General features: G+C 72.9%; 21 protein-coding genes. 6 read left to right on the plus strand and 15 right to left on the minus strand.

Going from position 1 to position 23,257, the window contains the following annotated elements; genetic code table 11:
• Positions 1 to 85: 85 nt before the first annotated feature.
• The 3 genes from fabG to hemW are packed head-to-tail and all read right to left on the minus strand — an operon-like array spanning position 86 to position 2,723.
• A complete protein-coding gene (gene fabG / locus ABC138_RS10580) occupies positions 86 to 841 on the minus strand; it encodes a 3-oxoacyl-ACP reductase FabG (RefSeq protein WP_068323028.1) in 756 nt (251 codons plus the stop codon).
• 54 nt (positions 842 to 895) lie between these two features.
• Positions 896 to 1,546 (minus strand): trimeric intracellular cation channel family protein, encoded by a 651-nt coding sequence (locus ABC138_RS10585; RefSeq protein WP_345913657.1) that lies wholly within the window; start codon positions 1,544 to 1,546, stop codon positions 896 to 898.
• The gene (hemW, locus tag ABC138_RS10590; protein ID WP_345913658.1) at positions 1,539 to 2,723 is read right to left on the minus strand and encodes a radical SAM family heme chaperone HemW; all 1,185 of its coding nucleotides are present in this window, start codon (positions 2,721 to 2,723) and stop codon (positions 1,539 to 1,541) included. The genes ABC138_RS10585 and hemW overlap by 8 nt, the downstream gene beginning before the upstream one ends.
• 37 nt (positions 2,724 to 2,760) lie before the next feature.
• Here hemW and ABC138_RS10595 point away from each other — a divergent pair, with 37 nt between their 5' ends.
• The gene (locus ABC138_RS10595; RefSeq protein WP_338537926.1) at positions 2,761 to 3,534 is read left to right on the plus strand and encodes a tyrosine-protein phosphatase; all 774 of its coding nucleotides are present in this window, start codon (positions 2,761 to 2,763) and stop codon (positions 3,532 to 3,534) included.
• A 3-nt stretch (positions 3,535 to 3,537) separates the two neighbouring features.
• On the opposite strand, the gene ABC138_RS10600 is transcribed toward ABC138_RS10595, so the two are convergent.
• Both ABC138_RS10600 and lepA read right to left on the minus strand, forming a co-directional pair.
• A complete protein-coding gene (locus ABC138_RS10600) occupies positions 3,538 to 4,017 on the minus strand; it encodes a hotdog fold domain-containing protein (RefSeq protein ID WP_338537925.1) in 480 nt (159 codons plus the stop codon).
• 43 nt (positions 4,018 to 4,060) lie between these two features.
• On the minus strand, positions 4,061 to 5,917 hold the full coding sequence (gene lepA / locus ABC138_RS10605) for a translation elongation factor 4 (RefSeq protein ID WP_345913659.1): 1,857 nt from the start codon (positions 5,915 to 5,917) through the stop codon (positions 4,061 to 4,063).
• A gap of 110 nt (positions 5,918 to 6,027) precedes the next feature.
• Between lepA and ABC138_RS10610 the strand changes: the two genes are divergently transcribed.
• Positions 6,028 to 6,468: a type II toxin-antitoxin system PemK/MazF family toxin gene (locus tag ABC138_RS10610; RefSeq protein ID WP_068323007.1), complete on the plus strand. Its 441-nt coding sequence runs from the start codon at positions 6,028 to 6,030 to the stop codon at positions 6,466 to 6,468.
• A 102-nt stretch (positions 6,469 to 6,570) separates the two neighbouring features.
• Here ABC138_RS10610 and rpsT read toward each other — a convergent pair whose 3' ends face one another.
• The 4 genes from rpsT to ABC138_RS10630 all read right to left on the minus strand — a co-directional run bounded on the left by rpsT (position 6,571) and on the right by ABC138_RS10630 (position 11,173).
• Positions 6,571 to 6,831, minus strand: coding sequence for a 30S ribosomal protein S20 (gene rpsT / locus ABC138_RS10615; RefSeq protein ID WP_068323005.1), 261 nt, complete (start codon positions 6,829 to 6,831; stop codon positions 6,571 to 6,573).
• Positions 6,832 to 7,015: 184 nt separating this feature from the next.
• Complete coding sequence (gene holA / locus ABC138_RS10620; RefSeq protein ID WP_068323002.1) at positions 7,016 to 7,972, minus strand: DNA polymerase III subunit delta; 957 nt, start codon at positions 7,970 to 7,972, stop codon at positions 7,016 to 7,018.
• A complete protein-coding gene (locus ABC138_RS10625) occupies positions 7,969 to 8,940 on the minus strand; it encodes an aldo/keto reductase (protein WP_345913660.1) in 972 nt (323 codons plus the stop codon). Before ABC138_RS10625 ends, holA begins: the two co-directional genes overlap by 4 nt.
• 10 nt (positions 8,941 to 8,950) lie before the next feature.
• Positions 8,951 to 11,173 carry an ATP-dependent DNA helicase gene (locus tag ABC138_RS10630; RefSeq protein ID WP_345913661.1) on the minus strand — a complete coding sequence of 741 codons (2,223 nt, stop codon included), beginning with the start codon at positions 11,171 to 11,173 and terminating at the stop codon, positions 8,951 to 8,953.
• Positions 11,174 to 11,310: 137 nt separating this feature from the next.
• Here ABC138_RS10630 and ABC138_RS10635 point away from each other — a divergent pair, with 137 nt between their 5' ends.
• From ABC138_RS10635 to ABC138_RS10645, 3 genes are read left to right on the plus strand one after another with little or no spacing between them, the layout of a single operon-like run.
• Positions 11,311 to 13,380: an MMPL family transporter gene (locus ABC138_RS10635; protein WP_345913662.1), complete on the plus strand. Its 2,070-nt coding sequence runs from the start codon at positions 11,311 to 11,313 to the stop codon at positions 13,378 to 13,380.
• The gene (locus ABC138_RS10640; RefSeq protein WP_345913663.1) at positions 13,377 to 14,585 is read left to right on the plus strand and encodes a sensor histidine kinase; all 1,209 of its coding nucleotides are present in this window, start codon (positions 13,377 to 13,379) and stop codon (positions 14,583 to 14,585) included. The genes ABC138_RS10635 and ABC138_RS10640 overlap by 4 nt, the downstream gene beginning before the upstream one ends.
• Entirely contained in the window at positions 14,582 to 15,205 is a 624-nt protein-coding gene (locus ABC138_RS10645) for a response regulator transcription factor (RefSeq protein ID WP_068423466.1), read from the plus strand. Before ABC138_RS10640 ends, ABC138_RS10645 begins: the two co-directional genes overlap by 4 nt.
• On the opposite strand, the gene ABC138_RS10650 is transcribed toward ABC138_RS10645, so the two are convergent.
• Genes ABC138_RS10650 through ABC138_RS10675 form a run of 6 tightly spaced genes read right to left on the minus strand, consistent with a single transcriptional unit; the run spans position 15,198 to position 20,603 of the window.
• The gene (locus ABC138_RS10650; RefSeq protein WP_068322990.1) at positions 15,198 to 15,872 is read right to left on the minus strand and encodes a response regulator transcription factor; all 675 of its coding nucleotides are present in this window, start codon (positions 15,870 to 15,872) and stop codon (positions 15,198 to 15,200) included. The genes ABC138_RS10645 and ABC138_RS10650 overlap by 8 nt on opposite strands.
• Complete coding sequence (locus ABC138_RS10655; protein WP_068322987.1) at positions 15,869 to 17,344, minus strand: ATP-binding protein; 1,476 nt, start codon at positions 17,342 to 17,344, stop codon at positions 15,869 to 15,871. Before ABC138_RS10655 ends, ABC138_RS10650 begins: the two co-directional genes overlap by 4 nt.
• On the minus strand, positions 17,344 to 17,745 hold the full coding sequence (locus ABC138_RS10660) for a hypothetical protein (protein WP_345913664.1): 402 nt from the start codon (positions 17,743 to 17,745) through the stop codon (positions 17,344 to 17,346). The genes ABC138_RS10655 and ABC138_RS10660 overlap by 1 nt, the downstream gene beginning before the upstream one ends.
• Positions 17,746 to 17,805: 60 nt before the next feature.
• Entirely contained in the window at positions 17,806 to 19,125 is a 1,320-nt protein-coding gene (locus ABC138_RS10665) for a solute carrier family 23 protein (RefSeq protein WP_345913665.1), read from the minus strand.
• 15 nt (positions 19,126 to 19,140) lie between these two features.
• Entirely contained in the window at positions 19,141 to 19,617 is a 477-nt protein-coding gene (locus ABC138_RS10670) for a hypothetical protein (RefSeq protein ID WP_345913666.1), read from the minus strand.
• A complete protein-coding gene (locus ABC138_RS10675; RefSeq protein ID WP_345913667.1) occupies positions 19,614 to 20,603 on the minus strand; it encodes a GNAT family N-acetyltransferase in 990 nt (329 codons plus the stop codon). The genes ABC138_RS10670 and ABC138_RS10675 overlap by 4 nt, the downstream gene beginning before the upstream one ends.
• A gap of 49 nt (positions 20,604 to 20,652) precedes the next feature.
• Between ABC138_RS10675 and ABC138_RS10680 the strand changes: the two genes are divergently transcribed.
• Complete coding sequence (locus ABC138_RS10680; RefSeq protein ID WP_068322971.1) at positions 20,653 to 23,253, plus strand: DEAD/DEAH box helicase; 2,601 nt, start codon at positions 20,653 to 20,655, stop codon at positions 23,251 to 23,253.
• Positions 23,254 to 23,257 lie beyond the last annotated feature (4 nt).

Genomic DNA, 23,257 nt, shown 5'->3' on the forward strand with positions numbered 1-23,257 from the left:
GACCCGTGTCACCAAGGTCATGCCCAGTTACACCTAGGGCAATGCGGGTTCACTCTGCATTGCCCTAGGGCAATGCAGGCCGGGGTCAGTCCCTCGGGCCGCCGGCCACGTAGATGACCTGGCCCGAGACGAAGCCGGCCTCCTCGGACAGGAGGAAGGACGCGGTCGCGGCGATGTCCTCGGGCTGACCGACGCGGCCGACCGGGGTCTCCTTCGCGGCGTGCGCGAGGAAGTCCTCGAAGGGCACGCCGATGCGCTCGGCGGTCGCGGCCGTCATGTCGGTCTGGATGAAGCCCGGGGCGATGGCGTTGGCGGTCACGCCGAACTTGCCCAGCTCGATGGCCAGGGTCTTGGTGAACCCCTGCATGCCGGCCTTGGCGGCCGAGTAGTTCGTCTGACCGCGGTTGCCGAGGGCGGAGGTGGAGGAGAGGTTGACGATGCGCCCGTACTTCTCGGCCGTCATGTGGGCCTGGGTGGCCTTGGTCATGAGGAAGGCGCCGCGCAGGTGGACCGCCATGACGGAGTCCCAGTCGTCGACGGTCATCTTGAAGAGCATGTTGTCGCGGATGATGCCGGCGTTGTTGACCAGGAGGGTCGGGGCGCCGAGCTCCTCGGCGACGCGGGCGACGCCCGCCTCGACCTGGTCGGGGTCGGAGACGTCCACGCCCACGGCGAGGGCGGTGCCGCCCCCTTCGGTGATCTCGTCGACGACCACCTGGCAGGCGGACTCGTCGAGGTCGAGGACGGCGACGTGGTGGCCGTCGGTGGCGAGTCGCAGGGCGATGGCCCGGCCGATCCCGCGGGCGGCTCCGGTGACGATGGCGGTACGCGTGGTGGTCATGGGTCCATCGTGCGCCACGCGTACCGGTCGGTCACAGCGCGGTCCGCGGACCGGTCACCGTCGGTGGACGCGGGGCGGCTTCCACGGCGGCTCGGTCGGCAACATCCAGCCGCGCTTGCGGGCGAGCATGCAGACCCCGCCACCGACCACCAGTGCGCCGAGCGAGGCGACCGGCCCGGACGTCAGGAGGTGGAGCAGGACGAGCGCCGACCCCCCGGCGAAGGCCGCCGTCGCGTAGAGCTCGGAGCGCTGCAGGATCACCGGCACGTTGCCGAGCATCATGTCGCGCACGACACCGCCGCCGCACGCGGTGAGGACACCGAGCAGGACCGCCGGGAGCCAGTGGATGTCGTGGAGCAGCGCCTTCTGCGTGCCGACGACCGCCCACGTGCCGAGCGCGACGGCGTCGACCCACGGGAAGATCTGGCGCCAGCGCCGTCCCTCGAGCGGGACGAGGTAGGCGATGGCCGCGGCCACGAGGGCGACGGTGAGGTAGCGCAGGTCGGTCAGGGCCACCGGCTGCACGTCGAGCAGCACGTCGCGGATCGCCCCGCCGCCGAGCGCGGAGATGATGGCCATCACGGTGAAGCCGACGGGGTCGAGCTGGTAGCGCCGGGCCACCGCTCCCCCGAGCAGGCCGTTGGCGAGGACGCCGAGCAGGTCGAAGAAGCCGATGAGGTCGGGGATCTCCGGGACGTCAGGCACCGGTCACCCGCACGGGGTCGGGGGCACCGGCCACGAGGTGGTGCACGACGGTGTCGGCGAGCAGCCGTCCGCGCCGGGTCAGCACGACCTGCCCGCGCAGGGCGGCCGGCCCCTCGACGAGGCCGTCGGCGACGAGGCCGGCGACCGCCCTCCGTCCGTCGGCCGTGAGGACTGCCGTCGGCAGTCCCTCGCGCAGGCGAACCCCGAGCAGGATCTGCTCGTCGGCCCGCTGCTCCGCGGTCAGCTCCTCGCGCTCGGCCGCGGGGTCGCCGCCGGCGAGGTGCGCCGCCCAGGTGGCGGGGTGCTTGCGGTTCCACCAGCGCACGCCGTCGACGTGGCTGTGGGCACCCGGCCCGACGCCCCACCAGTCGTGGCTGCGCCAGTAGGCCTCGTTGTGCCGGCACCGGTCGGCGTCGGTGCGTGCCCAGTTGCTGATCTCGTACCACTCGTACCCGGCGGCCGCGAGGAGCTCGTCGGCCAGCTCGTACTTGTCGGCCTCGTCGTCACCGGTCGGCATCGGCAGCTCGCCACGCCGGACGCGCACCGCCATCCGGGTGCCCTCCTCGACGGTCAGCGCGTAGGCCGAGAGGTGGTCCGGCCCCAGCGCGATCGCGGTCTCCAGCGAGGTGCGCCACTGCTCCAGGCTCTCCCCCGGCGTGCCGTAGATGAGGTCGAGGCTCACGGAGAGCCCGGCGGCGCGGGCCGCGGCGAGGGCGCGCGCGACGTTGGCCGGGTCGTGGGTGCGGTCGAGGGTGGCGAGCACCTCGGGCACCGCCGACTGCATGCCGATGCTCACGCGGGTGAACCCGCCGTCGGCCAGGACCCGCAGGGACTCCTCGGTGACGCTGTCGGGGTTGGCCTCCGTCGTCACCTCGACGTCGTCGGCGAGCCCCCAGCGTGCGCGCACCGCCTCGAGGAAGCGCACGAGGTCCTGCGGCGGCAGCAGCGTCGGTGTCCCGCCGCCGACGAAGACCGTCGAGACCGGCGGCGCGTCGGGGACCGCGGCGGCGGCGAGGTCGAGCTCACCGATCGCGGCGTCGACGAAGGTGGCGAGGCTCGCCCCCTTCGCTCCTCCGACGGGGCCGAGCTCGGTCGCCGTGTAGGTGTTGAAGTCGCAGTAGCCGCAGCGGACGGTGCAGAAGGGCACGTGCAGGTAGATGCCGAAGGGGGGACGCACCCGCCCATCCTCCCACCCGGTGGCTAGCGTGGCTCCCATGACCAGGTGGATCGAGCTCGATGGCGTCGTCAACATGCGTGACCTCGGTGGCCTGCCCACCCGCGACGGTCGCGGCACCCGGGAGGGCCGGCTCATCCGCAGCGACAACCTCCAGGACCTGAGCGAAGGGGACGTGCGTCACCTCGTCGAGGAGCTCGGCGTCACCGACGTCGTCGACCTGCGCAGCAACGTCGAGTACGAGGTCACGGGTGAGGGTCCGCTGCGCGCGACCCCCCTGACGCACCACCACTTCAGCCTGCTGCGCGAGGACGTCGACGCGCAGACCACGGTCGAGGAGGCGCTCGCGCTGCGCTGGCAGCGCGACGAGCCGGTCGTGCGCGACGGCGAGTTCTGGGGTCGGCACTACACGGGCTACCTCAGCACGCGTCCCGACTCGGTCGCCGCTGCCCTGGCCGCGGTGCGCGACAGCGCTGGCGGCGCCGTGGTGCACTGCGCGGCCGGCAAGGACCGCACGGGCACGGTCGTGGGGATGGCGCTGGCCGTCGCCGGCGTCCCCGAGGAGGAGATCATCGCCGACTACGTGCGCACAGCCGAGCGGATCCACCGGATCATGGAGCGGCTCGTCGAGGTCGAGCCCTACCGCCGCTCGATCCCCCACCACAGCATCGATGACCAGACGCCGCGTGCCGAGGCGATGGAGGCCGTCCTGACCCATCTGCACGAGGGCTTCGGTGGGACCGTCGGCTGGCTGACGGCCACGGGGTGGGAGGAGGCGGAGGTCGAGCGCCTCCGCGCCCGCCTGACGACCTGACGCTCAGGCGGCCTGCTGCGGCTTCGCGGTCACGTAGACGGGGATGACGCCCTCGACGACCACGACGCCGTCGGTGCGCACCGCCCTGACGCGGATGTCGACGTCGTACGGCGCCTCGCCCGCCCACTGCTCGGGGTCGGTCTCGGCGACGCACAGCAGGTCGGTCGTGGACTTCGCGAGGTAGCTCACCTGCAGGCCGCGGGGCAGCCAGCGCTGGTCGGACGGGCAGGTCGCCTCCGCGAGCAGCCCCATCGCGGCCTCGAGCCCGTTGCACACCGCGATCGCGTGCAGGGTGCCGATGTGGTTGTGCACGCGCCTGCGGTTGCTGATCGACAGCTCGGCGTGGTGGGCGCGCACCTCACGCACCTGCGGGCGGACCGTCGCGAAGTACGGCGCCTTGACGCTGTAGAGGAGGGAGAAGATGCGCTTGCCCGCGGGGAGCCGGGTGAGGCGCTGGTACAGGTCGAAGGTCTGCTGGGCCATGCGCACCAGACTAAGCCAGCGCTTACCTGTCCCGACGGATGTGCTACTTCTTGGCCTTGTCCACCGCGTTGTCGTCGGACGAGAGGGCGGTGATGAAGGCCTCCTGCGGGACCTCGACGGTGCCGATGTTCTTCATGCGCTTCTTGCCCTCCTTCTGCTTCTCGAGGAGCTTGCGCTTGCGGGAGATGTCACCGCCGTAGCACTTGGCGAGCACGTCCTTGCGGATCGCCCGGATGTTCTCCCGGGCGATGATCCGCGCGCCGATGGCGGCCTGGATCGGCACCTCGAACTGCTGCCTGGGGATGAGCTCCTTGAGCTTGCCGGCCATCATCGTGCCGTAGGCGTAGGCCTTGTCCTTGTGGACCACGGCGCTGAAGGCGTCGACGGTCTCGCCCTGCAGCAGGATGTCGACCTTGACGAGGTCGGCGACCTGGTCGCCGGACTCCTGGTAGTCGAGGGAGGCGTAGCCGCGGGTCTTCGACTTCAGCTGGTCGAAGAAGTCGAAGACGATCTCCGCCAGCGGCAGCGTGTAGCGCATCTCGACGCGGTCCTCGGAGAGGTAGTCCATGCCGCCGAGCTGGCCGCGCTTGGACTGGCACAGCTCCATGATCGCGCCGATGAACTCGCTCGGGGCGAGGATGGTCGCCTTGACGACCGGCTCGCGCACCTCGGAGACCTTGCCGTGCGGGAACTCGCTCGGGTTGGTCACGGTGATCGTGGAGCCGTCGTCCATCGTCACCTCGTAGACGACGTTGGGCTGGGTCGAGATGAGGTCGAGGTCGAACTCGCGCTCGAGGCGCTCGCGGACGATCTCCAGGTGCAGCAGACCGAGGAACCCGCAGCGGAAGCCGAAGCCGAGCGCCGCGGAGGTCTCCGGCTCGTACACGAGCGCCGCGTCGTTGAGCTTGAGCTTGTCGAGGGCGTCGCGCAGCGTCGGGTAGTCGCTGCCGTCGATCGGGTAGAGCCCCGAGAAGACCATCGGGTTGGGGTCCTTGTAGCCGCCGATCGCCCGGTCGGCCGGCGTGCCCGCGTTGGTGACAGTGTCGCCGACCTTGGACTGGCGCACATCCTTGACGCCGGTGATGAGGTAGCCCACCTCGCCGACGCCCAGGCCCTTGCTCGGGATCATCTCGGGCGAGATGACGCCGATCTCGAGCAGCTCGTGCGTCGCCCGGGTCGACATCATGACGATCTTCTCGCGCGGGTTGAGGTCACCGTCGACGACCCGCACGTACGTGACGACGCCGCGGTAGTTGTCGTAGACGGAGTCGAAGATCATCGCGCGGGCGGGAGCGTCTGCGTCGCCCACGGGGGCGGGGAGCTTGGCGACGATCTGCTCGAGGAGCTCCTCCACCCCTTCGCCCGTCTTGCCGCTCACCCGGAGCACGTCCTCGGGCTCGCAGCCGATGAGGCCGGCGATCTCCTCCGCGTACTTCTCCGGCTGGGCCGCGGGCAGGTCGATCTTGTTGAGCACCGGGATGATCGTCAGGTCGTTCTCCATCGCCAGGTAGAGGTTGGCCAGGGTCTGCGCCTCGATGCCCTGCGCGGCGTCGACGAGGAGGACCGCCCCCTCGCACGCAGCGAGCGAGCGGGAAACCTCGTAGGTGAAGTCCACGTGGCCAGGGGTGTCGATCATGTTGAGGCAGAAGGTCTCCCCGTCCTGCTCCCACGGCATGCGCACGGCCTGCGACTTGATGGTGATGCCGCGCTCACGCTCGATGTCCATCCGGTCGAGGTACTGGGCGCGCATCTGCCGCGCCTCGACGACGCCGGTGATCTGGAGCATCCGGTCGGCGAGCGTGGACTTGCCGTGGTCGATGTGCGCGATGATGCAGAAGTTGCGGATCTGCGCCGGCGGGGTCGCGTTGGGCGGGAGGGCCTCACGGGCCTGCGGTGACACGGGTGGTGGACCTCGGGGTTCGTCGGGACAGGGGTCGGCCTCCATCCTCCCACGGACGGGGAGCCGGTCCGGCAACCAGCGCCAGCCGGTCACCACTACGGTGAGGGCCCATGAGCGGCTACCCGGGCGACTTCGTCGGCATCCCCGAGATGCGGTGGGCCCCGACCCCGGACGACCCCACCCCGTCCCCCGGCGAGGTCGTGTGGACGTGGGTGCCCTTCGAGGAGGACCACGCGCAGGGCAAGGACCGGCCCGTGCTGCTCGTCGGCCGGGACGGCGAGTGGCTGCTCGGCCTGCAGCTGACGAGCGCCGACCACGACCTCGATGCCGAGCAGGAGGCCGCCGAGGGGCGCCGGTGGGTCGACGTCGGCGCGGGCGCCTGGGACGGACGGGGTCGTCCGAGCGAGGCCCGCATCAACCGCGTCCTGCGGGTGGACCCGGAGCAGGTCCGCCGCGACGGCGCGGTCCTCGACGAACGCGTCTTCGCCGCCGTGGTCGAGGGCGTGCGGGCGGTCGCCGCCGGCCGCGACTACGACGACGACCCGGCCTGACCCCCTTCCCTGCATTGCCCTAGGGGAATGCAGCTTCACGGGCATGACGAAGGGGGCCGGTCACCTCGCGGTGACCGGCCCCCTTCGTCTGGGGTCAACAGATCAGATCTTGTTGACGGCCTTCGCCAGCGCCGACTTCTTGTTGGCGGCCTGGTTGGCGTGGATGACGCCCTTGCTCACGGCCTTGTCGAGCTTCTTGCCGGCCGTGACCAGCGCGGTCTTGGCGGTCTCGGCGTCGCCGGTCTCGACGGCCGTGCGGACCTTGCGGATCCACGTGCGCAGCTCGGACTTGTGCGCGCGGTTGCGCTCGGTCCGGGCCGCGTTGGTCTTGACGCGCTTGATCTGGGACTTGATGTTTGCCACAAGAATCTTTCTGACTGGGTTGGTCGAGCTTCTGCCGTTAGAGGGCGGCAAGGCATCTCGGGACCGGCGTGGGGACACCGTGGGAGAGACGCCCTGGGTGGTGCTGCGATGCGCGCACGACCATGCGCGCACGCGATGGACAAATCTAGCAGCGGCGAGCAGGCGCGGACAAACCCGGGGTGGTTCAGCCGCCGTTGCGCTCACGCGTGATGGTGAGCACGGCCTTCTCCACGGCGTAGACGGGGTCGCGCCCGCCGCCCTTGACCTCGAAGTCTGCCGCGGCGACGGCCTGGATCGAGCGACCGAGCGCGTCGCCACCCCAGCCCTGCAGCGCGCGGCGGGCCTTGTCGACCTGCCAGGGGGCCATCCCGAGCTCTCGGGCGAGGTCGGCGCTGCGACCGCGCCCGGCTCCCCCGACCCTGGCCAGCTGCCGCAGCTGCTGGGCGAGGACCGCGACGATCGGGACGGGGTCGACCCCGACGTTGACCGCGTGGCGCAGCAGGCGCAGCGCCTCACCCGTCTGGCCGGCCACCGCCGCGTCGGCCACCTTGAACCCGGTGGCCTCGACGCGACCACCGTGGTACCGCTCGACGACGTCGGCGTCGATGACACCGGTCGTGTCGTCGACGAGCTGCTGGCAGGCGGAGGCCAGCTCGCGCACGTCCTTGCCCACGGCCTCGACGAGCGCCTGGACGGCGCCCGCATCGGCCTTGCGCCGGGCACGCCGGAACTCGTTGGTGACGAACTCGGCCTTGTCCCGGTCGCTCTTGATGGCGGGCGCCTCGAGGACGAGCGCCCTGGCCTTCTTGAGGGTGTCGAGCACCTTCTTGCCCTTGTTGCCCGAGGCGTGGGTGACGACGAGGGTCACGCCGTCCTCGGGGTCGGCGAGGTAGGCGAGCAGGTCGAGCTGCAGGACGTCGGGGGCCAGGTGCAGGTCCCGCACGACGATGACCTTGTCCTCGCCGAAGAGCGAGGGGCCGGCGTGGATGGAGAGCTCACCCTCCTCGTAGCCCTCGGCGCGCAGGGTCACGACCTCGAGGTCGGGCGCACCGACGCGCACGTCGGCGACGACCTGGTCGACGGCGCGATCGGCGAGGACGGTCTCTGGCCCCTGGACGAGGACGAAGGGGGGCGTGCTCAAAAGAGCGCCACCTTGGGCACCCGCGGGAAGATCTCGTCGAGCTCTGCCTCGTCCTGCGGCGTCGGGACCCACCCCGCGGCCCCGGCGTTCTCGGCCACCTGCTCGGGGCGGGTCGCGCCGGCGATGACGCTCGCGACGCTCGGGCGGGAGGCGAGCCACGAGAAGGCGACCTGCACCTCGGTGAGGCCGCGCTCCCGGGCGAAGTCGCCGAAGGCCCGCAGCTGGTCGAGGTCGGCCCCCTCGATGATCTCGGGGCGGGATGCCAGACGGCTGCCCTCGGGCGCCGTGCCCGAGGAGTACTTGCCGGTGAGCAGCCCCCGGGCGAGCGGGAAGTACGTTAGCACCCCCAGCCCGTACGCCTCGGCTGCGGGCGTGACCTCGAGCTCCGCGCGGCGGTCGAGCAGGTTGTAGTGGCTCTGGCTCGAGATGAAGCGTGGACCGCCGCGCTCGCGGGCGACGTGCTCCGCCTCGGCGATCTGCCACCCGGCGCGGTTGGAGTGCCCGATGTAGCGCACCTTGCCGGAGCGCACGAGGTCGTCGAGCGCGTCGAGGGTCTCATCGATGGGCGTGAGGGGGTCAGGGGAGTGGAACTGGTAGAGATCGATGTGGTCGGTGCCCAGGCGCCGCAGGGACGCCTCGACGGCGCGGACGATGTAGCGGCGCGAGCCGCGCGCGCCGAAGTCCTCGCCGTTGGTCCCGCCCATGTCCATGCCGAACTTCGTCGCCAGGACGGCCTCGTCGCGGCGCGAGCCGAGCGCCCGACCCAGCATGGTCTCGGAGAGCCCCGGCTCCGCGCCGTACACGTCGGCCACGTCGAAGAGGGTGATCCCGCAGTCGAGCGCGGCGTGCACGACGGCGTCCGTACCCTCCTGCGTCTCGCTGGCGGTGCCGCGGCGACCGAGGTTGTTGCACCCCAGACCGACGGCGGAGACGGCGAGACCAGAGCGACCGAGGCGGCGGATGTCCATGGCGCTCAGGCTAGTCGCGGGTGCGGACGACGAGCCCGAGGGTGTCGGCCCGCGCGGTGACCGCGGCCTCGTCGCGGTCGAGCGAGGCGGCCAGCTCGGTGAGCGGCAGACCGAGGTCGATGCCGTCGCGCAGCTCGTCGTCGTCCTGGACGGACCACCCGTCGCCCTGCACCACCGCGGTGCGCACGCTGCCGGCCGGGCCGGGGTCGGCGACCTGGCCGGTCAGGCCGCGCTTGACCGGGTCGGCGACCGGCAGGACGTCGGGGGCGGTCTCGTCGAGGCGAGCGAGGGCCCCGAGCACGAGCTGGCGGTCGGTCGTCGGCCAGAACGGGGGAAGGGAGCGCTGCAGGAACCCGGCGTAGCGGGCCTTGATCATCCGGTGGTCGAGGAAGGCGACGACACCCCGGTCGTCGGACCGTCGGATGAGCCGGCCGGCACCCTGGGCCAGCCGCAGCGCGGCGTGCGTGGCCGAGACCGCCATGAAGCCGTTGCCGCCGCGCCGGGCGATCTCCTGGGTGCGCGCGGATGCCAGGGGGTCATCGGGTCGTGGGAAGGGGATGCGGTCGATGAGCACGAGCTGGCAGCTGCTGCCCGGCACGTCGACGCCCTGCCAGAGCGTGAGCGTGCCGAAGAGGATGGTCCGGGGGTCGCGCGCGAAGTCGCGCACCAGCGTGCCGATCATGTCCTCGCCCTGGCAGAGCACGGTGAAGTCAGGCCCCAGCCGCTCGCGCATCGCCTCGCTGGCCTCCTTGGCCGCGCGCATCGACGAGAAGAGCCCGAGCGTGCGACCCCCGGCCGCCCGCACGAGCGCCTCGATCTCGTCGAGCGTCTGCGGCGCGAGCCCGTCCCGTCCGGGCGCCGGGAGGTGCTCGGCGACGTAGGCGATGCCCTGCTGCTGGTAGTCGAAGGGGGACCCGACGTCGAGGCCGGTCCACTCCGGGGCGCCCGGGCCGCGCAGACCGAGCGTGCCGGCGACGGCGTCGAAGGTGCCGCCGAGCTCCAGCGTCGCGGAGGTGAGGACGACGGTGCGGTCGCGCACCCCTTCGTCGTCGTCGGTCGCCCCGGTACCGAAGATCCGCTCCCGCATCCGCATCGCCACGCTCATCGGGGCGACCCTCAGCAGCGGTCCGCGACGCAGGTCGCGGCTGACCCAGATGACGTCCAGCTCGTGCTCCTGCAGCATGCGCGCGGCCGTGTCGTGGACCTCCTCGACCGTGACGAGCGCGACCTGCCGGGTGCCGTCGGCCTGCTCGCCCTTGGGCGGCTTCATCTCCGTGAGCAGCGCGCGGGCCACGTCACGGCAGCGCCCGAGGACCATTGCGAGCGCGTCGGGGATGCCGGTGGCCAGGCGCCCCTCGGGGGCCTCCTCGAGCACCGCCTCGAGGTCGGTGGCGAGGTCGTCGAGCGCGTCCGAGGTCTCCGCGAACTTGCGCGCCCGCTTGGCCGCCGCGCGCACGCCGCCCGGCGCCAGCTCGTCGGTGACCGTGGATGTGACCCGGTCGACGAGCTCGTGCGCCTCGTCGATGACGAGCACGTCGTGGTCGGGCAGCATCGGGCGCCCCTCGAAGGCGTCGATGGCCATGAAGGAGTGGTTGGTGACGATGACGTCCACGTCCTTGGCGGCCTCGCGGGAGCGCTCGACGAAGCACTCACCGACCATCGGGCACTTGGAGCCCAGGCACTCCTGCGCGGAGACCGACACCTGGCGCCAGGCCTTCTCCGAGACACCGGGGACGAGCTCGTCGCGGTCGCCCGACTCGGTCTCGGCGGCCCACTCGCGGACCCGGACGACCTCCTTGCCGAGCCAGCCCGCGCGGGCGTCCGCCTCGCCGACGTCGAAGAGCCCGTCCTCGTCGTCGGGGAAGCCGCCCTCGACCTTGTGCTTGCACACGTAGTTGCGACGGCCCTTGACGATCGCGTAGGTCGGGCGACGCCGCAGGTGGGGGGTCAGCGCGTCGGCGAGGCGCGGCATGTCACGGTCGACGATCTGGCCCTGCAGCGCGAGGGTCGCGGTCGCGACGACCGCGGGCTTGCCGACGCGCTGGGCGTGCTCGACGGCGGGGACGAGGTAGGCGAGGGACTTGCCGGTGCCGGTGCCGGCCTGGACGAGCAGGTGCTCCTCGGTGTCGATGGCACGCGCCACCGCGACGGCCATCTCGACCTGTCCCGGGCGGGTCGATCCGCCCACTCCCCCGACGGCGGCGGCGAGCAGGGACTCAACAGTCGAGGACACCGCTCCACCCTAGATGGCCCGGCCGACATCCCGGGTCACCGATCCACAGCCGTCGAGTTGGTCCACCAAAAGGTTGACCGCAGGACCAACCTCCCGCGCGATGCGGGCGAGCCCCCTTCGCCGGTGGACTGGGTGCCATGACGACGACCCTGCGACCTCACCGCCCCGACACCCCTCCACGTGGGTCCCGCGAGACCCTCGCGCAGCGCCTGACCGGCCGCCGCGGGGCCGCCCTCGTGCTCGTCCTGACCCTCCTGCTCGTCGGGCTGGCCACCACCCTGCTCGGCACCGCGCAGGCACCGCCCCGGGGCGACGGCTACCCGGCCACCGCCGAGTCCGCCATCGCGGCCGGGCAGCTGCGGCACTTCCCCGGGAGCGGCGATGCCCCGGTCGTCCTCGTCGCGACGAAGGGAGGAGCCGCCCTCTCCCCCGCCGACACCTCCGCCCTGGCCGACCTCGCCGACGACCTCGGCGCCACCGACGCCCACGCCCGCGTCAGCGAGGACGGCCGGGCCGCGACGGTCACCGTGCCGGTGCCCGTGACCGAGGACAGCGCCGCGGCGGTGCAGACCATCGAGGACCTGCGTGCCGACGTCGCCGAGCACGCGCCGGCGGACCTGACCGTCGAGGTCACCGGTGGGCCCGCCTTCGGTGCGGACATCGCCTCGTCCTTCGACGGCGCGGACCTCACCCTGCTCGCCGTGACCATCGGCGTGGTCGCGCTCCTGCTGCTCCTCACCTACCGCTCACCGGTCCTCTGGCTCGTCCCGCTCGTGGTCGTCGGGACCGCCGACCGGCTCGCCGGCAGGGTCACGGCTGCCGTCGGCGAGGCGAGCGGTCTACCCTTCGACGCCGGGATCGTCTCGGTCCTCGTCTTCGGCGCCGGCACCAACTACGCCCTCCTGCTGATCTCCCGCTACCGCGAGGAGCTGCACGAGCACGCGGACCACCGCGCCGCCCTCGCGGTCGCCTGGCGCGCCACGGTCCCCGCGATCCTCGCGAGCAACGCCACCGTCGTCCTCGCGCTGGGCACCCTGCTCCTCGCGAGCGTCCCCGGCACCCGTGGGCTCGGGCTGGCCTCCGCCGTCGGCCTCGCCATCGCCCTGGTCGCCGTCCTCGTCGCGCTGCCCGCCGCCCTCGCCCTGGTCGGCCGGCGGGTCTTCTGGCCCTTCGTCCCCCGCCCCGGTGACCGGCCCGGCCACGACGGCGTCTGGGCGAAGGTCGCCCGCCGCGTCGTCGCCCGCCCCGGGGCGCACCTCGTCGGTGGTCTCGCCGTGCTGGCCGTCCTCGCCTCGGGCCTCTCCGGCGCGAGCGTCGGCCTGGCCCAGGCCGACTCCTTCCGCACCGCCTCCGAGTCCGCCGACGGCCTCGTCACGGTCGGCGAGCACTTCCCCGCCGGGTCGCTCGCCCCCTTCGCCGTGACGACGCGCGCGGGGAGCACCGCGGCGACCGTCTCCGCGCTCGAGTCCGTCGACGGCGTCACCACGGTCGTCCCGGCGGGCACCGACGGCGCCGGCCTGGCCCGGCTCACGGTCATCGGCGAGCCCTCCCCCGGCACGCCTGCGAGCCTCGACCTCGCCCGCGACCTGCGCACGAGCGCCCACGCCGTCCCGGGTGCCGACGCCCTGGTCGGCGGTGGCTCCGCCGAGCTGCTCGACGCCCGCACCGCCGCCGAGAGCGACCTCACGACCGTCGCCCCCCTCGTCCTGCTCGTGAGCCTCGTCGTCCTCGTCCTGATCCTGGGCGCGCTCGTCGGTCCGCTCGTGCTCCTGCTGCTCAACGCGGCGAGCGCGCTCGCGGCGATCGGCCTCGGGGCGTGGCTCGACGAGCACCTGCTCGGACACGCGGCGCTGGACGTGCAGGTCCCGCTCCTCGCCTTCCTCTTCCTCGTCGCGCTGGGGATCGACTACACGATCTTCCTCATGCACCGGGCGCGCGCCGAGGCCGGTGGGCACGGCACCCGCGAAGGAGTCGCCCGGGCGGTCACCCGGACGGGAGCGGTCATCACGAGCGCCGGGGTCGTCCTGGCCGCGGTCTTCGCCGCCCTCGGGGTCCTCCCTCTCGTCGTGCTCGGCCAGCTCGGGCTCGTCGTCGGGCTCGGTGTCCTCCTCGACACCCTCCTCGTGCGCACCGTCGTCGTGCCCGCCGCGACGGCCCTCGTCGGCGACCGCTTCTGGTGGCCCGGGCGGGTAGCGTCACGCCGGTGAGCGCGCCCCTCGACCAGACGGTCACCAGCCGGTGGCTGCGGCTGGGCCGGCACGCCCTCCTCGGCGTGCTGGCCCTGGTCTGCGGACTCCGGGCGATCGTGGACGGGGCCCACCCGCTCGCCGAGATCGCCGCGCTCGCCGCGTTCATCGGTTGGTACTCCGTCGGCCCACGCCTCGCCCGGGCAGGCACCCGCTGGTTCCTCGTGCTGGTCCTGCTGTGGACCCTCCTCGTCCTCGTCTCCCCCGAGAACGTCTGGCTCGCCTTCCCCCTGTGGCTGCTGGCCGGCCACGTCCTGCCGCTGCTGCCGGCCGTGCTCATCTCGCTCGGCGTCTTCGTGGTCGTCGCCCTCGAGCCGGTCCGACAGACCGGCGCGGCCTCCTTCGCCGCGATCATCGGCCCCCTCATCGGCATGGTCGTCGCGCTCGGCGTCGCCTGGGCCCAGCAGGCACTCGTGCGGGACGGCATCGAGCGGCAGCGGCTCATCGCCTCGCTCTACGCGGCGCAGGAGGAGACCGCGGCCCTCACCGACGAGCTCGCCCGCGTGCAGCGTGCCGAAGGGGCGACGAGCGAGCGCACCCGGCTCTCCCGGGACATCCACGACGGCATCGCCCAGGGCTTCAGCTCGATCGTCCTGCTCGCCCGCGCGGCCGGCGCCGAGGAGGACCCCGCCCGGGTCCGCGAACTGCTCGGCCACCTCGAGGACGGCGCCACCCGCGGCCTCGAGGAGTCGCGCCGGGTGGTCGCGGCCCTCGCCCCCGCCGACCTCGACGAAGGGAGCCTCGCCGCGGCCGTGCGCCGGGTCACCGAGCGCTTCGCGCAGGAGTCGGGGGTCGAGGCAGAGGTCGTCGTCGCCGGGACGCTCCCGCCGCTGCCGACGACCGCCGAGGTCACGCTCCTGCGGTGCGTCCAGGGGGCACTCGCCAACATCCGCACCCACGCCGCCGCCGGCCGGGTCGTCGTCACCCTCGACGCGAGCGAGGAGACCGTCCGGGTCGACGTCGTCGACGACGGGCGTGGCTTCGACGCGGACGCGTGGTGGTCGTCCGGACCGAGCACCACCGGCGAAGGGGGCTACGGCCTGCGGGCGACACGAGCCCGCCTGCGCGAGGTCGGCGGTGGCCTGGCCGTCGAGTCCACCCCCGACGAGGGGACGGCCGTCTCGGCCTGGGTCCCCTCGCCCCGCACCGTGAAGGAGACACCGTGAGCGTGCGTGTCGTCGTCGTCGAGGACCACCCGGTGACGCGGCTGGGCATCGTCGCCCTGCTCGGTCAGGACGAGCGGATCGCGGTCGTCGGCGAGGCGGGCACCGGCGAGGAGGCCCTGGTGGTCGCGGAGCGAGAGCGTCCCGACGTCGTCGTCACCGACCTGCGCCTCGGCGACGGGATGGACGGGGTGGGGGTGACGGCCTCCCTCCGCTCCGGGCGGGAGGCGCCGGCGGTGCTCGTCCTCACGACGTACGACACCGACCGTGACATCGTGCGCGCCGTCGAGGCCGGGGCGGCCGGGTACCTGCTCAAGGACGCGGACCCGGCCGACATCGTCGGCGCCGTCGTCCGGGCCGCAGCGGGCGGGACGGTCCTCTCGGCCGAGCTCGCCCAGCGGGTCGTCGCCCGGCTGGGCCGGCCGCGTGCGCAGCTGTCGGCGCGCGAGGTCGAGATCCTCACCGCGGTCGCCCGGGGCCTGGGCAACAAGGAGATCGCCCGCACGCTCTTCATCTCCGAGGCGACGGTCAAGACCCACCTCGTGCACGTCTTCACCAAGCTCGACGTCGACTCGCGCACGGCCGCGGTCGCGCGCGCCCGTGAGGAGGGCCTGATCAGCTGACGACCGCGGTGAGCCGGTAGCCCACGCCGCGCACGGTGACGATCCGCTCGGCGCCGATCTTCGAGCGCAGCGAGCGGACGAAGACGTCGACGACGTTGGACCCCGGGTCGAAGTCCATGTCCCACACCATGCCGAGCAGCTGCTCCCGGGAGAGCACCTGCTCCGGGTGCTCGACGAACGCCTCGAGCAGCGCGAACTCCCGCGCGGTGAGCTCCACCTCGCGCTCGGCCACGCGCGCGGTCCGGCGACGCACGTCGAGGCTGAGGTCGCCGAGGGTGAGGGCGGTGTCCGTGGCGGGTGCGGCGCCCCCTTCGCGCAGCCGCAGGCGCACCCGCGCGAGCAGCTCGGCGAACTGGAAGGGCTTGGTCATGTAGTCGTTGGCCCCGCCCTCGAGGCCCGCGACCGTGTCGTCCACACCGTCACGGGCGGTGAGGATGATGACCGGGATGTCGACGCCGTCGCCGCGCAGCCGCCGCAGCACCTCGAAGCCGTCGAGGCCGGGCAGCCCGACGTCGAGCACGAGCAGGTCGAAGGCACCCGTGCCGGCGAGCGCCCAGGCCTGACGGCCGTCGGCGGTGATCGTCGTGCGGTGGCCGTTGGCGCGCAGCCCCTTGTCGATGAAGCTCGAGATCTCCTCGTGGTCCTCGGCGATGAGGATGCTGCTCATGGTGCCTCCTGGTCGTCCTGCTCGTGGCGTCCGGTGTCCTCGTCGACGGGGATGACGATCGTGAACACGGCGCCCCCACCCGGTCCGGCTCCCACGTCGACCCGACCGTCGTGCCCCTCGGCGATGGCGCGCACGATCGCCAGGCCCAGCCCGGCCCCACTGTGGCGGCGACCGTCCGGCGGCTCGCCGTGCGAGAAGCGCTCGAAGATCCGCTCCCGGTCCGCCTGCGGCACCCCCGGCCCCGTGTCCGTGATGGAGATGCTCAGCGCCCGGCCCAGGGCCGGGTCGTCGACCACATCGGACCCGAGCGTGATCGCGTCGCCGTCGTGGGTGTGCTGGACAGCGTTCTGCGCGAGCTGCAGGACGGCCTGGGTGATCCGCTCGGCGTCGAGCCTGGCGGTCCCCTCGGCGACCTGGCTGACCCGCCAGCTGCGCTCGGCCAGGGCGGAGATCTTCGCGTCGAGCGAGACCGTGAGGGCGGACAGGTCGACCCCGTCGACCGGGCGGAGGAAGTCCGGACGGTCGGCCTTGGCCAGCGCGAGCAGGTCGGTGACGATCCGGCTCATCCGGTCCAGCTCCTGGGTGACGATGCGCATCGTGGCCGCCCGCGACCGCGGGTCGTCGTCCATGAGCTCGAGGTGGCCACGGATGACGGTGATGGGGGTGCGCAGCTCGTGGCCGGCGTCGTCGACGAAGCGCTGCTCCGCGAGGAAGGCCTCCTCGAGGCGGTCCAGCATCCGGTTGAAGGTCGCGGCCAGCCCGGACACGTCGTCGTCACCGACGTCGATGCGCCGGGTGAGGTCCTGCTCAGTGATCTCCTCGGCCGCCTCGTGGACGAGGCGCACCGGGCGCAGCAGCCGACCGGCGACGAGCCAGGAGACGACGCCCGCGAAGAGGAGCGCGACCAGCGAGACGAGGGTCAGGGTGCGCACGGTGCGGTCGGCCTCGGCCCGCGCGCCCTCGGTGAAGACGGCGACGAGCATCATCGCGTCGTCGCCGCCGCGTACGTCGACGACGGTGCGGGCCCACCGCATCTCGCCCGCCGGGGTGTCGGTGGTGCCCGAGGTCCGGCGCTCGGCGTCGCGGACGAGCGAGGTGTCCCGGGTGAGGTCGTACTCCTGCGGGTCGGGAGCGCCGGGACCGTACGAGGTCGTGACGACCCCCGACTGGCCGACGTAGCCGACGATGGCCTCGCCCGCCCCGGGCCGCTGGCGGGTGAGGTAGACGGTCAGGAGCCGCTCGGCGGAGGTGAAGGGCTTCGAGGTCTCGGGGTCGACGCCTTCCTCGGTGAAGGTGCGGAACTCCTCGATCTCCTGCGAGACGTCGGCGTTGGCGGCGTCGGTCACGGACCGGTGCAGGCTCTCGCGCACGACGATGATGACGCTCAGCAGGCTGACGAGGAGCATCAGCAGCATCCAGCCGACGATGGTGTCCCTGGCCAGCCTGGGCCGCGGGCGGCGCTCAGCCGCCATCAGTCATCGTCGTACTCGTCATCATCCGCGTCGTCCCCGTCGTCGTCCCCATCATCGTCGTCGTACGTCGGCACCGGGGCATCGGAGCGGGTGGTGACGCTGGGCGGGGGCGTCCACGTGGGGCGCGACGACGTGGACGACGGGACGGGCTGCGTCGTCTTGGGGCTGGAGGTCTTGGGGCTCGAGGTCTTGGGGCTCGACGTCCTGGGGCCGGAGGAGGTCGAGCTCGACGTCGGGCTGGAGGGGCTCGTCTCGCTCGTCAGCTGCAGGGGGCGCTCCTGCACCGGCGGCGGGTCCGAGGGCGCGGCCGCCACGCGGAACCCGAGCAGCACCAGCAGGGGCACGCAGAGCAGTGCCGCCAGCAGCAAGCCGTCTCGTCCGATGCGTCGTCCTGTCCTCATGCCGATGACCCTAGGCAGTCCGGATGATCCGATGATGAGGGCGAGATGAAGACGTCTTCATCAGTCGAGCGGGGTGAGCGGGTCGGGCACCGCACGGGTGACGAGGTTGAGCGCCCGCATGCCGTGGAAGACGAGCAGCGCGGCGGCGGTCCCGAGCGCGATCCCGGCGAACTGCAGGTCACCGATCTGCCAGGTGAAGTCGGCGATGCCGATGATCAGCGCGACTGCGCCGGTCATGAGGTTGATCGGGTTGCCGAGGTCGACCCGTGACTCGATCCAGATCTTCGCGCCGAGCAGGCCGATCATCCCGTAGAGGACGACGCCCGCTCCGCCGAGGACGCCCGCGGGCACGGTCGCGATGGCCTCGCCGAACTTCGGCGAGAAGGACAGGAGCAGGGCGACGACCGCGGCCACCCAGTAGGCCGCGGTGGAGTAGACCCGGGTGGCCGCCATGACCCCGATGTTCTCGGCGTAGGTCGTCGTGCCGGACCCGCCGCCGGCCCCGGCGAGGGTGGTCGCGAGCCCGTCGGCGATGAGCGCGCGCCCGGTGATCGGGTCGAGGTCCTCACCGGTCATCGAGGCGACGGAGCGGATGTGCCCGACGTTCTCCGCGACGAGGACGAGGACGACGGGGACGAAGAGACCCGCCACGGCGAGGTCGAAGTGGGGCGCCTGGAAGTCCGGCATCCCCCACCAGGACGCCTCCTCGACCTTGGCGAAGATGACCTGTCCCTGCAGCAGCGCGGCGACATAGCCGGCCGCGACGCCCACGAGGATCGCTATGCGGGAGAACAGCGTCCGGGTGGCGACGGTGACCACGAGGATGACGGCGACGGTGACCAGGGCGGTCACCGGCCCCTGCTCGACGTTGGCCTTGGCGCTCGGCGCCAGGTTGAGCCCGATGAGGGCGACGATCGCACCGGTCACCGTGGCGGGCATCAGGGCGCGCAGCCACCGGTCGCCGGCGAGCTGCACGGCCAGGCCGAGCAGCGCGAGGGCCACGCCCGCCATGACGACGCCGCCGAAGGCGGTCGCCTGGTCGTGGCTCGCCGTCGCGGCGGTGAACGGGGCGATGAAGGCGAAGGAGCTGCCGAGGTAGCTCGGCACCCGCCCGGCGGTGAGGACGAGGAAGAGCATCGTGCCGATGCCGCTGAAGAAGAGGGTCGTCGCGGGCGAGATGTCGACGAGCAGCGGGACGAGGAAGGTCGCGCCGAACATCGCGACCACGTGCTGTGCGCCGAGACCGATCGTCCGCGGCCACGACAGCCGCTCGCCGGGCCGCACGACCTCGCCGGGCCGGACCTCCCGCCCGTCGCCGTGGAGCTGCCACCCGAGGCCGAAGGGGGGTCTGCTCGCGGTGTCCTGATCGGTCTCGGTCATGGGCCGAATGCTAGGTCAGGGACGGCCACCCCTGAGGACGGACCACAGCCACGGGGTGCGCGAGGGCGTGGACAGCCGCTCGCCCGGCGGTGGACCCTCGTCGACGTCGTCGTAGTACACCGCGTTGCCGGGGACCTGGCCGGCGAGGGTCCTGGGGTCGATGCTCTCGGCGGCGGCCCGCGCGAGCACCTCCTCCGGTGCGGCGTCACGGGTCGTGTCGTAGAGGTGCACCCGGGTCCCGAGCAGCGCGGTGAGCGCCCCGAGCCGGCGGGGTGAGATGCCGGACATGCGGTGGCTGATGGCGAGCGTCCAGCGACCGTCCGCGCCCGGGACCGGCGGGAGGATGCCCGTGCCCGAGACGGCGCCCACGGCCTCGGCCCCGTCGACCCCGCGCCCGTCCGTCAGGCCCAGCGCCTCGGCGACCTCGGCCTGCGACCGGTCGAGGACGGCGAGCCACGCGGTCCCGTGGCCGAAGGGCTCGAGGTGGGTCACAGCGAGCGCGCCATGATCACGCCGTCCCGGTCGTCACCGGGCGCGACCCGGACCGCCCCCGGCACCCGACCGACCTCCGCGTAGCCGTACCGGGTGTAGAACTCGCCGAGCCCGGTCCCGCCCCGGTAGTCGAGGGTGACGAGCTCGAAGCCGCGGTCGCGGGCCGTGCGGTGCAGGCCCGCCATGAGGAGGGCGCCGTGGTTGGTGCCACGGCGGCCGGGGTCGGTCATGACCCGCTCGAGGGTGGCGCCGTGCGCCATGAGTGCCCCGGTCGACCCGACGACGAAGCCGAAGCCCAGCAGGTCGCCCAGCGGCGAGTTGAGGGCGACGCACACCGTGTCCCCACGCTCGAGCCTCGACTCGTAGCCGTCGAGCACGGCCGAGACGTCCTCGCGGGAGGCGCCGGGCAGGAACCCGACCGCACCGCCGGCGTCGTTGACCGCGACCCACATGTCGAGCATCGCCTCGCGCGCCCGGGCCGGGATGCGCTCGGCGAGCCGCAGGTACGGCAGCTCGAGGACCTGCCACTCCTCCCCGTCCACGGTGTGGTCCAGCTCGGCGACGTGCATCATCCCGGCGGACTCGGCGACGAGCCTGGTCGCGAGGTCATCCGGGGCCACCCGCATGCGCAGCGGCAAGTCCGGCAACCACTCGAGGGCGTGCGCGACCGCCGCCCGCAGCGAGCGCGCGGCCAGGTCCTCGCCCCCTTCGCGCTCGAGGACGCGGATCGTCACGCGGATGAACTCGGCGTGCGCCCGGAGCCCGACGAAGCCGGCGCGGGCCCCGGCTCCGTCCTCGACGACCCAGGCGCCGTAGCCGTGCTGGTCCCAGTGCGCGCGCCAGCCCCGGACGATCTCGGCGGCACGCTCGGCGGCCTCGGGGTCACCCATGAGGTCGGCCACGAGGCGGGCGTCGCCCACGACCGGGGCACGGAGGCCGAACCCGGCCGTGGTGATCGATCGCGGTGGAGGCAGCACTGCAGTCACGTGGGCCATGGTGCACCACCACCCCGGTCACTGGGACGATGGAGTCACGATGACCTCGACGACCACCGCCTCCGCCCCCTTCGCCGTCCCCGTCGGCACCGAGCCCGACGCGCTCTTCGAGCTCTTCGCGACGTGGGCCGCCGACCGCGGCACGCCGCTGTACCCGCACCAGGAGGAGGCGCTGCTCGCCCTCCTCGGCGACGACCACGTGGTCCTCGCGACCCCGACCGGGTCCGGCAAGTCCCTCGTCGCCACCGGCGCGATCGCCCACGCGCTGGCCAGGGACGAGGTCGCCTTCTACACCGCACCGATCAAGGCCCTGGTGTCCGAGAAGTTCTTCGACCTCTGTGCGACCTTCGGCCCCGACAACGTCGGCATGCTCACCGGCGACGCCTCGGTCAACGCCGACGCCCCGATCATCGTGTGCACCGCCGAGGTCCTGGCCAACCTCGCGCTCCGCGAGGGCAGCAGCGCCGACGTCGGCCTGGTCGTCATGGACGAGTTCCACTACTACTCCGAGCCCGAGCGCGGCTGGGCCTGGCAGGTGCCGCTGCTGGAGCTGCCGCAGGCGCAGATGCTCCTCATGTCGGCCACGCTCGGCGACACCCGCGCGATCGCGGCCGACCTGCGCGAGCGGACGGGGCGCGACGTCGCCGTCGTGGCGGACGCCGAGCGGCCGGTGCCGCTGACCTTCTCCTGGGCGCTCACCCCGATCCAGGAGACGATCGAGGAGATCCTCGAGTGGCGTCGCGCCCCGGTGTACGTCGTCCACCAGACCCAGGCCAACGCCGCCGAGCACGCCCGCCTGCTGCAGACGCTCAAGCTGCTCGACAAGGACGAGAAGCAGGCGATCGCCGACCGGCTCGCCGGCTTCCGCTTCTCCGCGGGCTTCGGCCGCACGCTCGGCGGGATGCTGCGCCGCGGCGTCGGCGTGCACCACGCCGGCATGCTCCCCCGCTATCGGCGTCTCGTCGAGCAGCTCGCCCAAGCCGGCCTGCTCAAGGTCATCTGCGGCACCGACACGCTCGGCGTCGGCATCAACGTGCCCATCCGCACCGTGCTCTTCACCTCGCTGACGAAGTTCGACGGGTCCCGCCACCGCGTGCTGCGGGTGCGCGAGTTCCTCCAGATCGCCGGCCGCGCGGGCCGCGCCGGGTACGACACCGAGGGCTACGTCGTCGTCCAGGCGCCGGAGCACGTCATCGACAACCACCGCGCGCTGCTCAAGGCCGGCGACGACGACAAGAAGCGCAAGAAGGTCCAGCGCAAGAAGGCCCCCGAGGGATTCATCGTCTGGACCGAGGAGACCTTCGCCAAGCTGACGTCCGCCGAGCCGGAGGTCCTGCGCTCACGGATGAAGGTCGACAACTCGCTCATCCTCAACCTCGTCGCCCGCCCCGGTGACCCGGTCGCCTCGCTCTCGCGGCTCACCAGGGACAACCACGAGGACGCGAAGGGGAGGTCCCGCCTCGCGCGTCGAGCCGTCCGCCTGGGGCGCAGCCTGCTCGACTCCGGTGTGCTGGAGCGTCTCCCCGAGCCGGACGAGACCGGGCGGACCGTCGCGCTGACCCTGGACCTGCCCGCCGACTTCGCGCTCAACCAGCCGCTCGCCCCCTTCGCCCTGGCCGCGCTCGACCTGCTCGACCCGGACTCCCCCACCCACGCCCTCGAGGTCGTCTCGACGATCGAGGCGGTGCTCGAGGCGCCGATGGCGGTGCTCGTCGCGCAGCAGCACGCCGCCCGAGGCGAGGCGATCGCGGAGATGAAGGCCGACGGCATCGAGTACGAGGAGCGGATGCGGCTGCTCGAGGAGATCACCTGGCCGCGGCCCCTCGCGGAGGAGCTCGAGGCCGCCTTCGAGACCTACCGGCAGAGCCACCCGTGGCTGCCCGAGGAGGCGCTCGTCCCCAAGTCCGTCGTCCGGCTCATGTGGGAGGAGGGCATGTCCTTCGCGGACTTCGTCCGTCGCTTCCAGCTCGCGCCGCGCGAGGGCCTCGTCCTGCGCTACCTCACCGACGCGTACCGGACGCTGACCCGGACGGTGCCCGAGGCCCACTCCTCACCCGCGCTCGAGGAGATCGTCGCCTGGCTCGGCGAGACCGTGCGCCAGACCGACTCCTCGCTGCTCGACGAGTGGGAGGCGCTGTCCGACCCGGACGCGGCCGCCCGGCTCGCCCAGGGCCGCGAGGCCGCCGCACCGCCGCGCCCGTTGAGTGCGCGCACCGGTCCCTTCCGCACGATGGTCCGGGGCGCCCTGTGGCAGCGCGTCGAGCGCGCAGCGCGCGACGACCTGTCCGGGCTGAGCGCCATCGAGACCGCCGCCGCCGAGCTCGCCGACGACGGCCGGACCCCGGTCATGGGGTACGACGCGTGGGACGGCGCGCTCGGCGACTACTGGGAGGAGCACGACCGGATCGCCACCGACCAGGACGCCCACGGCCCGCACCACCTGCACGTGGAGGAGGCGAGCGGCCCCGCCCCCGGGGTCGACGACGAGGACGCGCCGGACGTGCGGCTGTGGCGGGTGCGCCAGACCCTCGCGGACCCCGAGGGCGACCACGACTGGGTCATCGAGGCCGAGGTCGACCTCGATGCGTCCGACCGGGTCGGCGAGGCGGTCGTCCTGGCGAGCGCGCTGAGACGGTTGTGAGCCG

The organism is Janibacter sp. LM, assembly GCF_039631275.1.
Taxonomy (GTDB): domain Bacteria; phylum Actinomycetota; class Actinomycetes; order Actinomycetales; family Dermatophilaceae; genus Janibacter; species Janibacter terrae.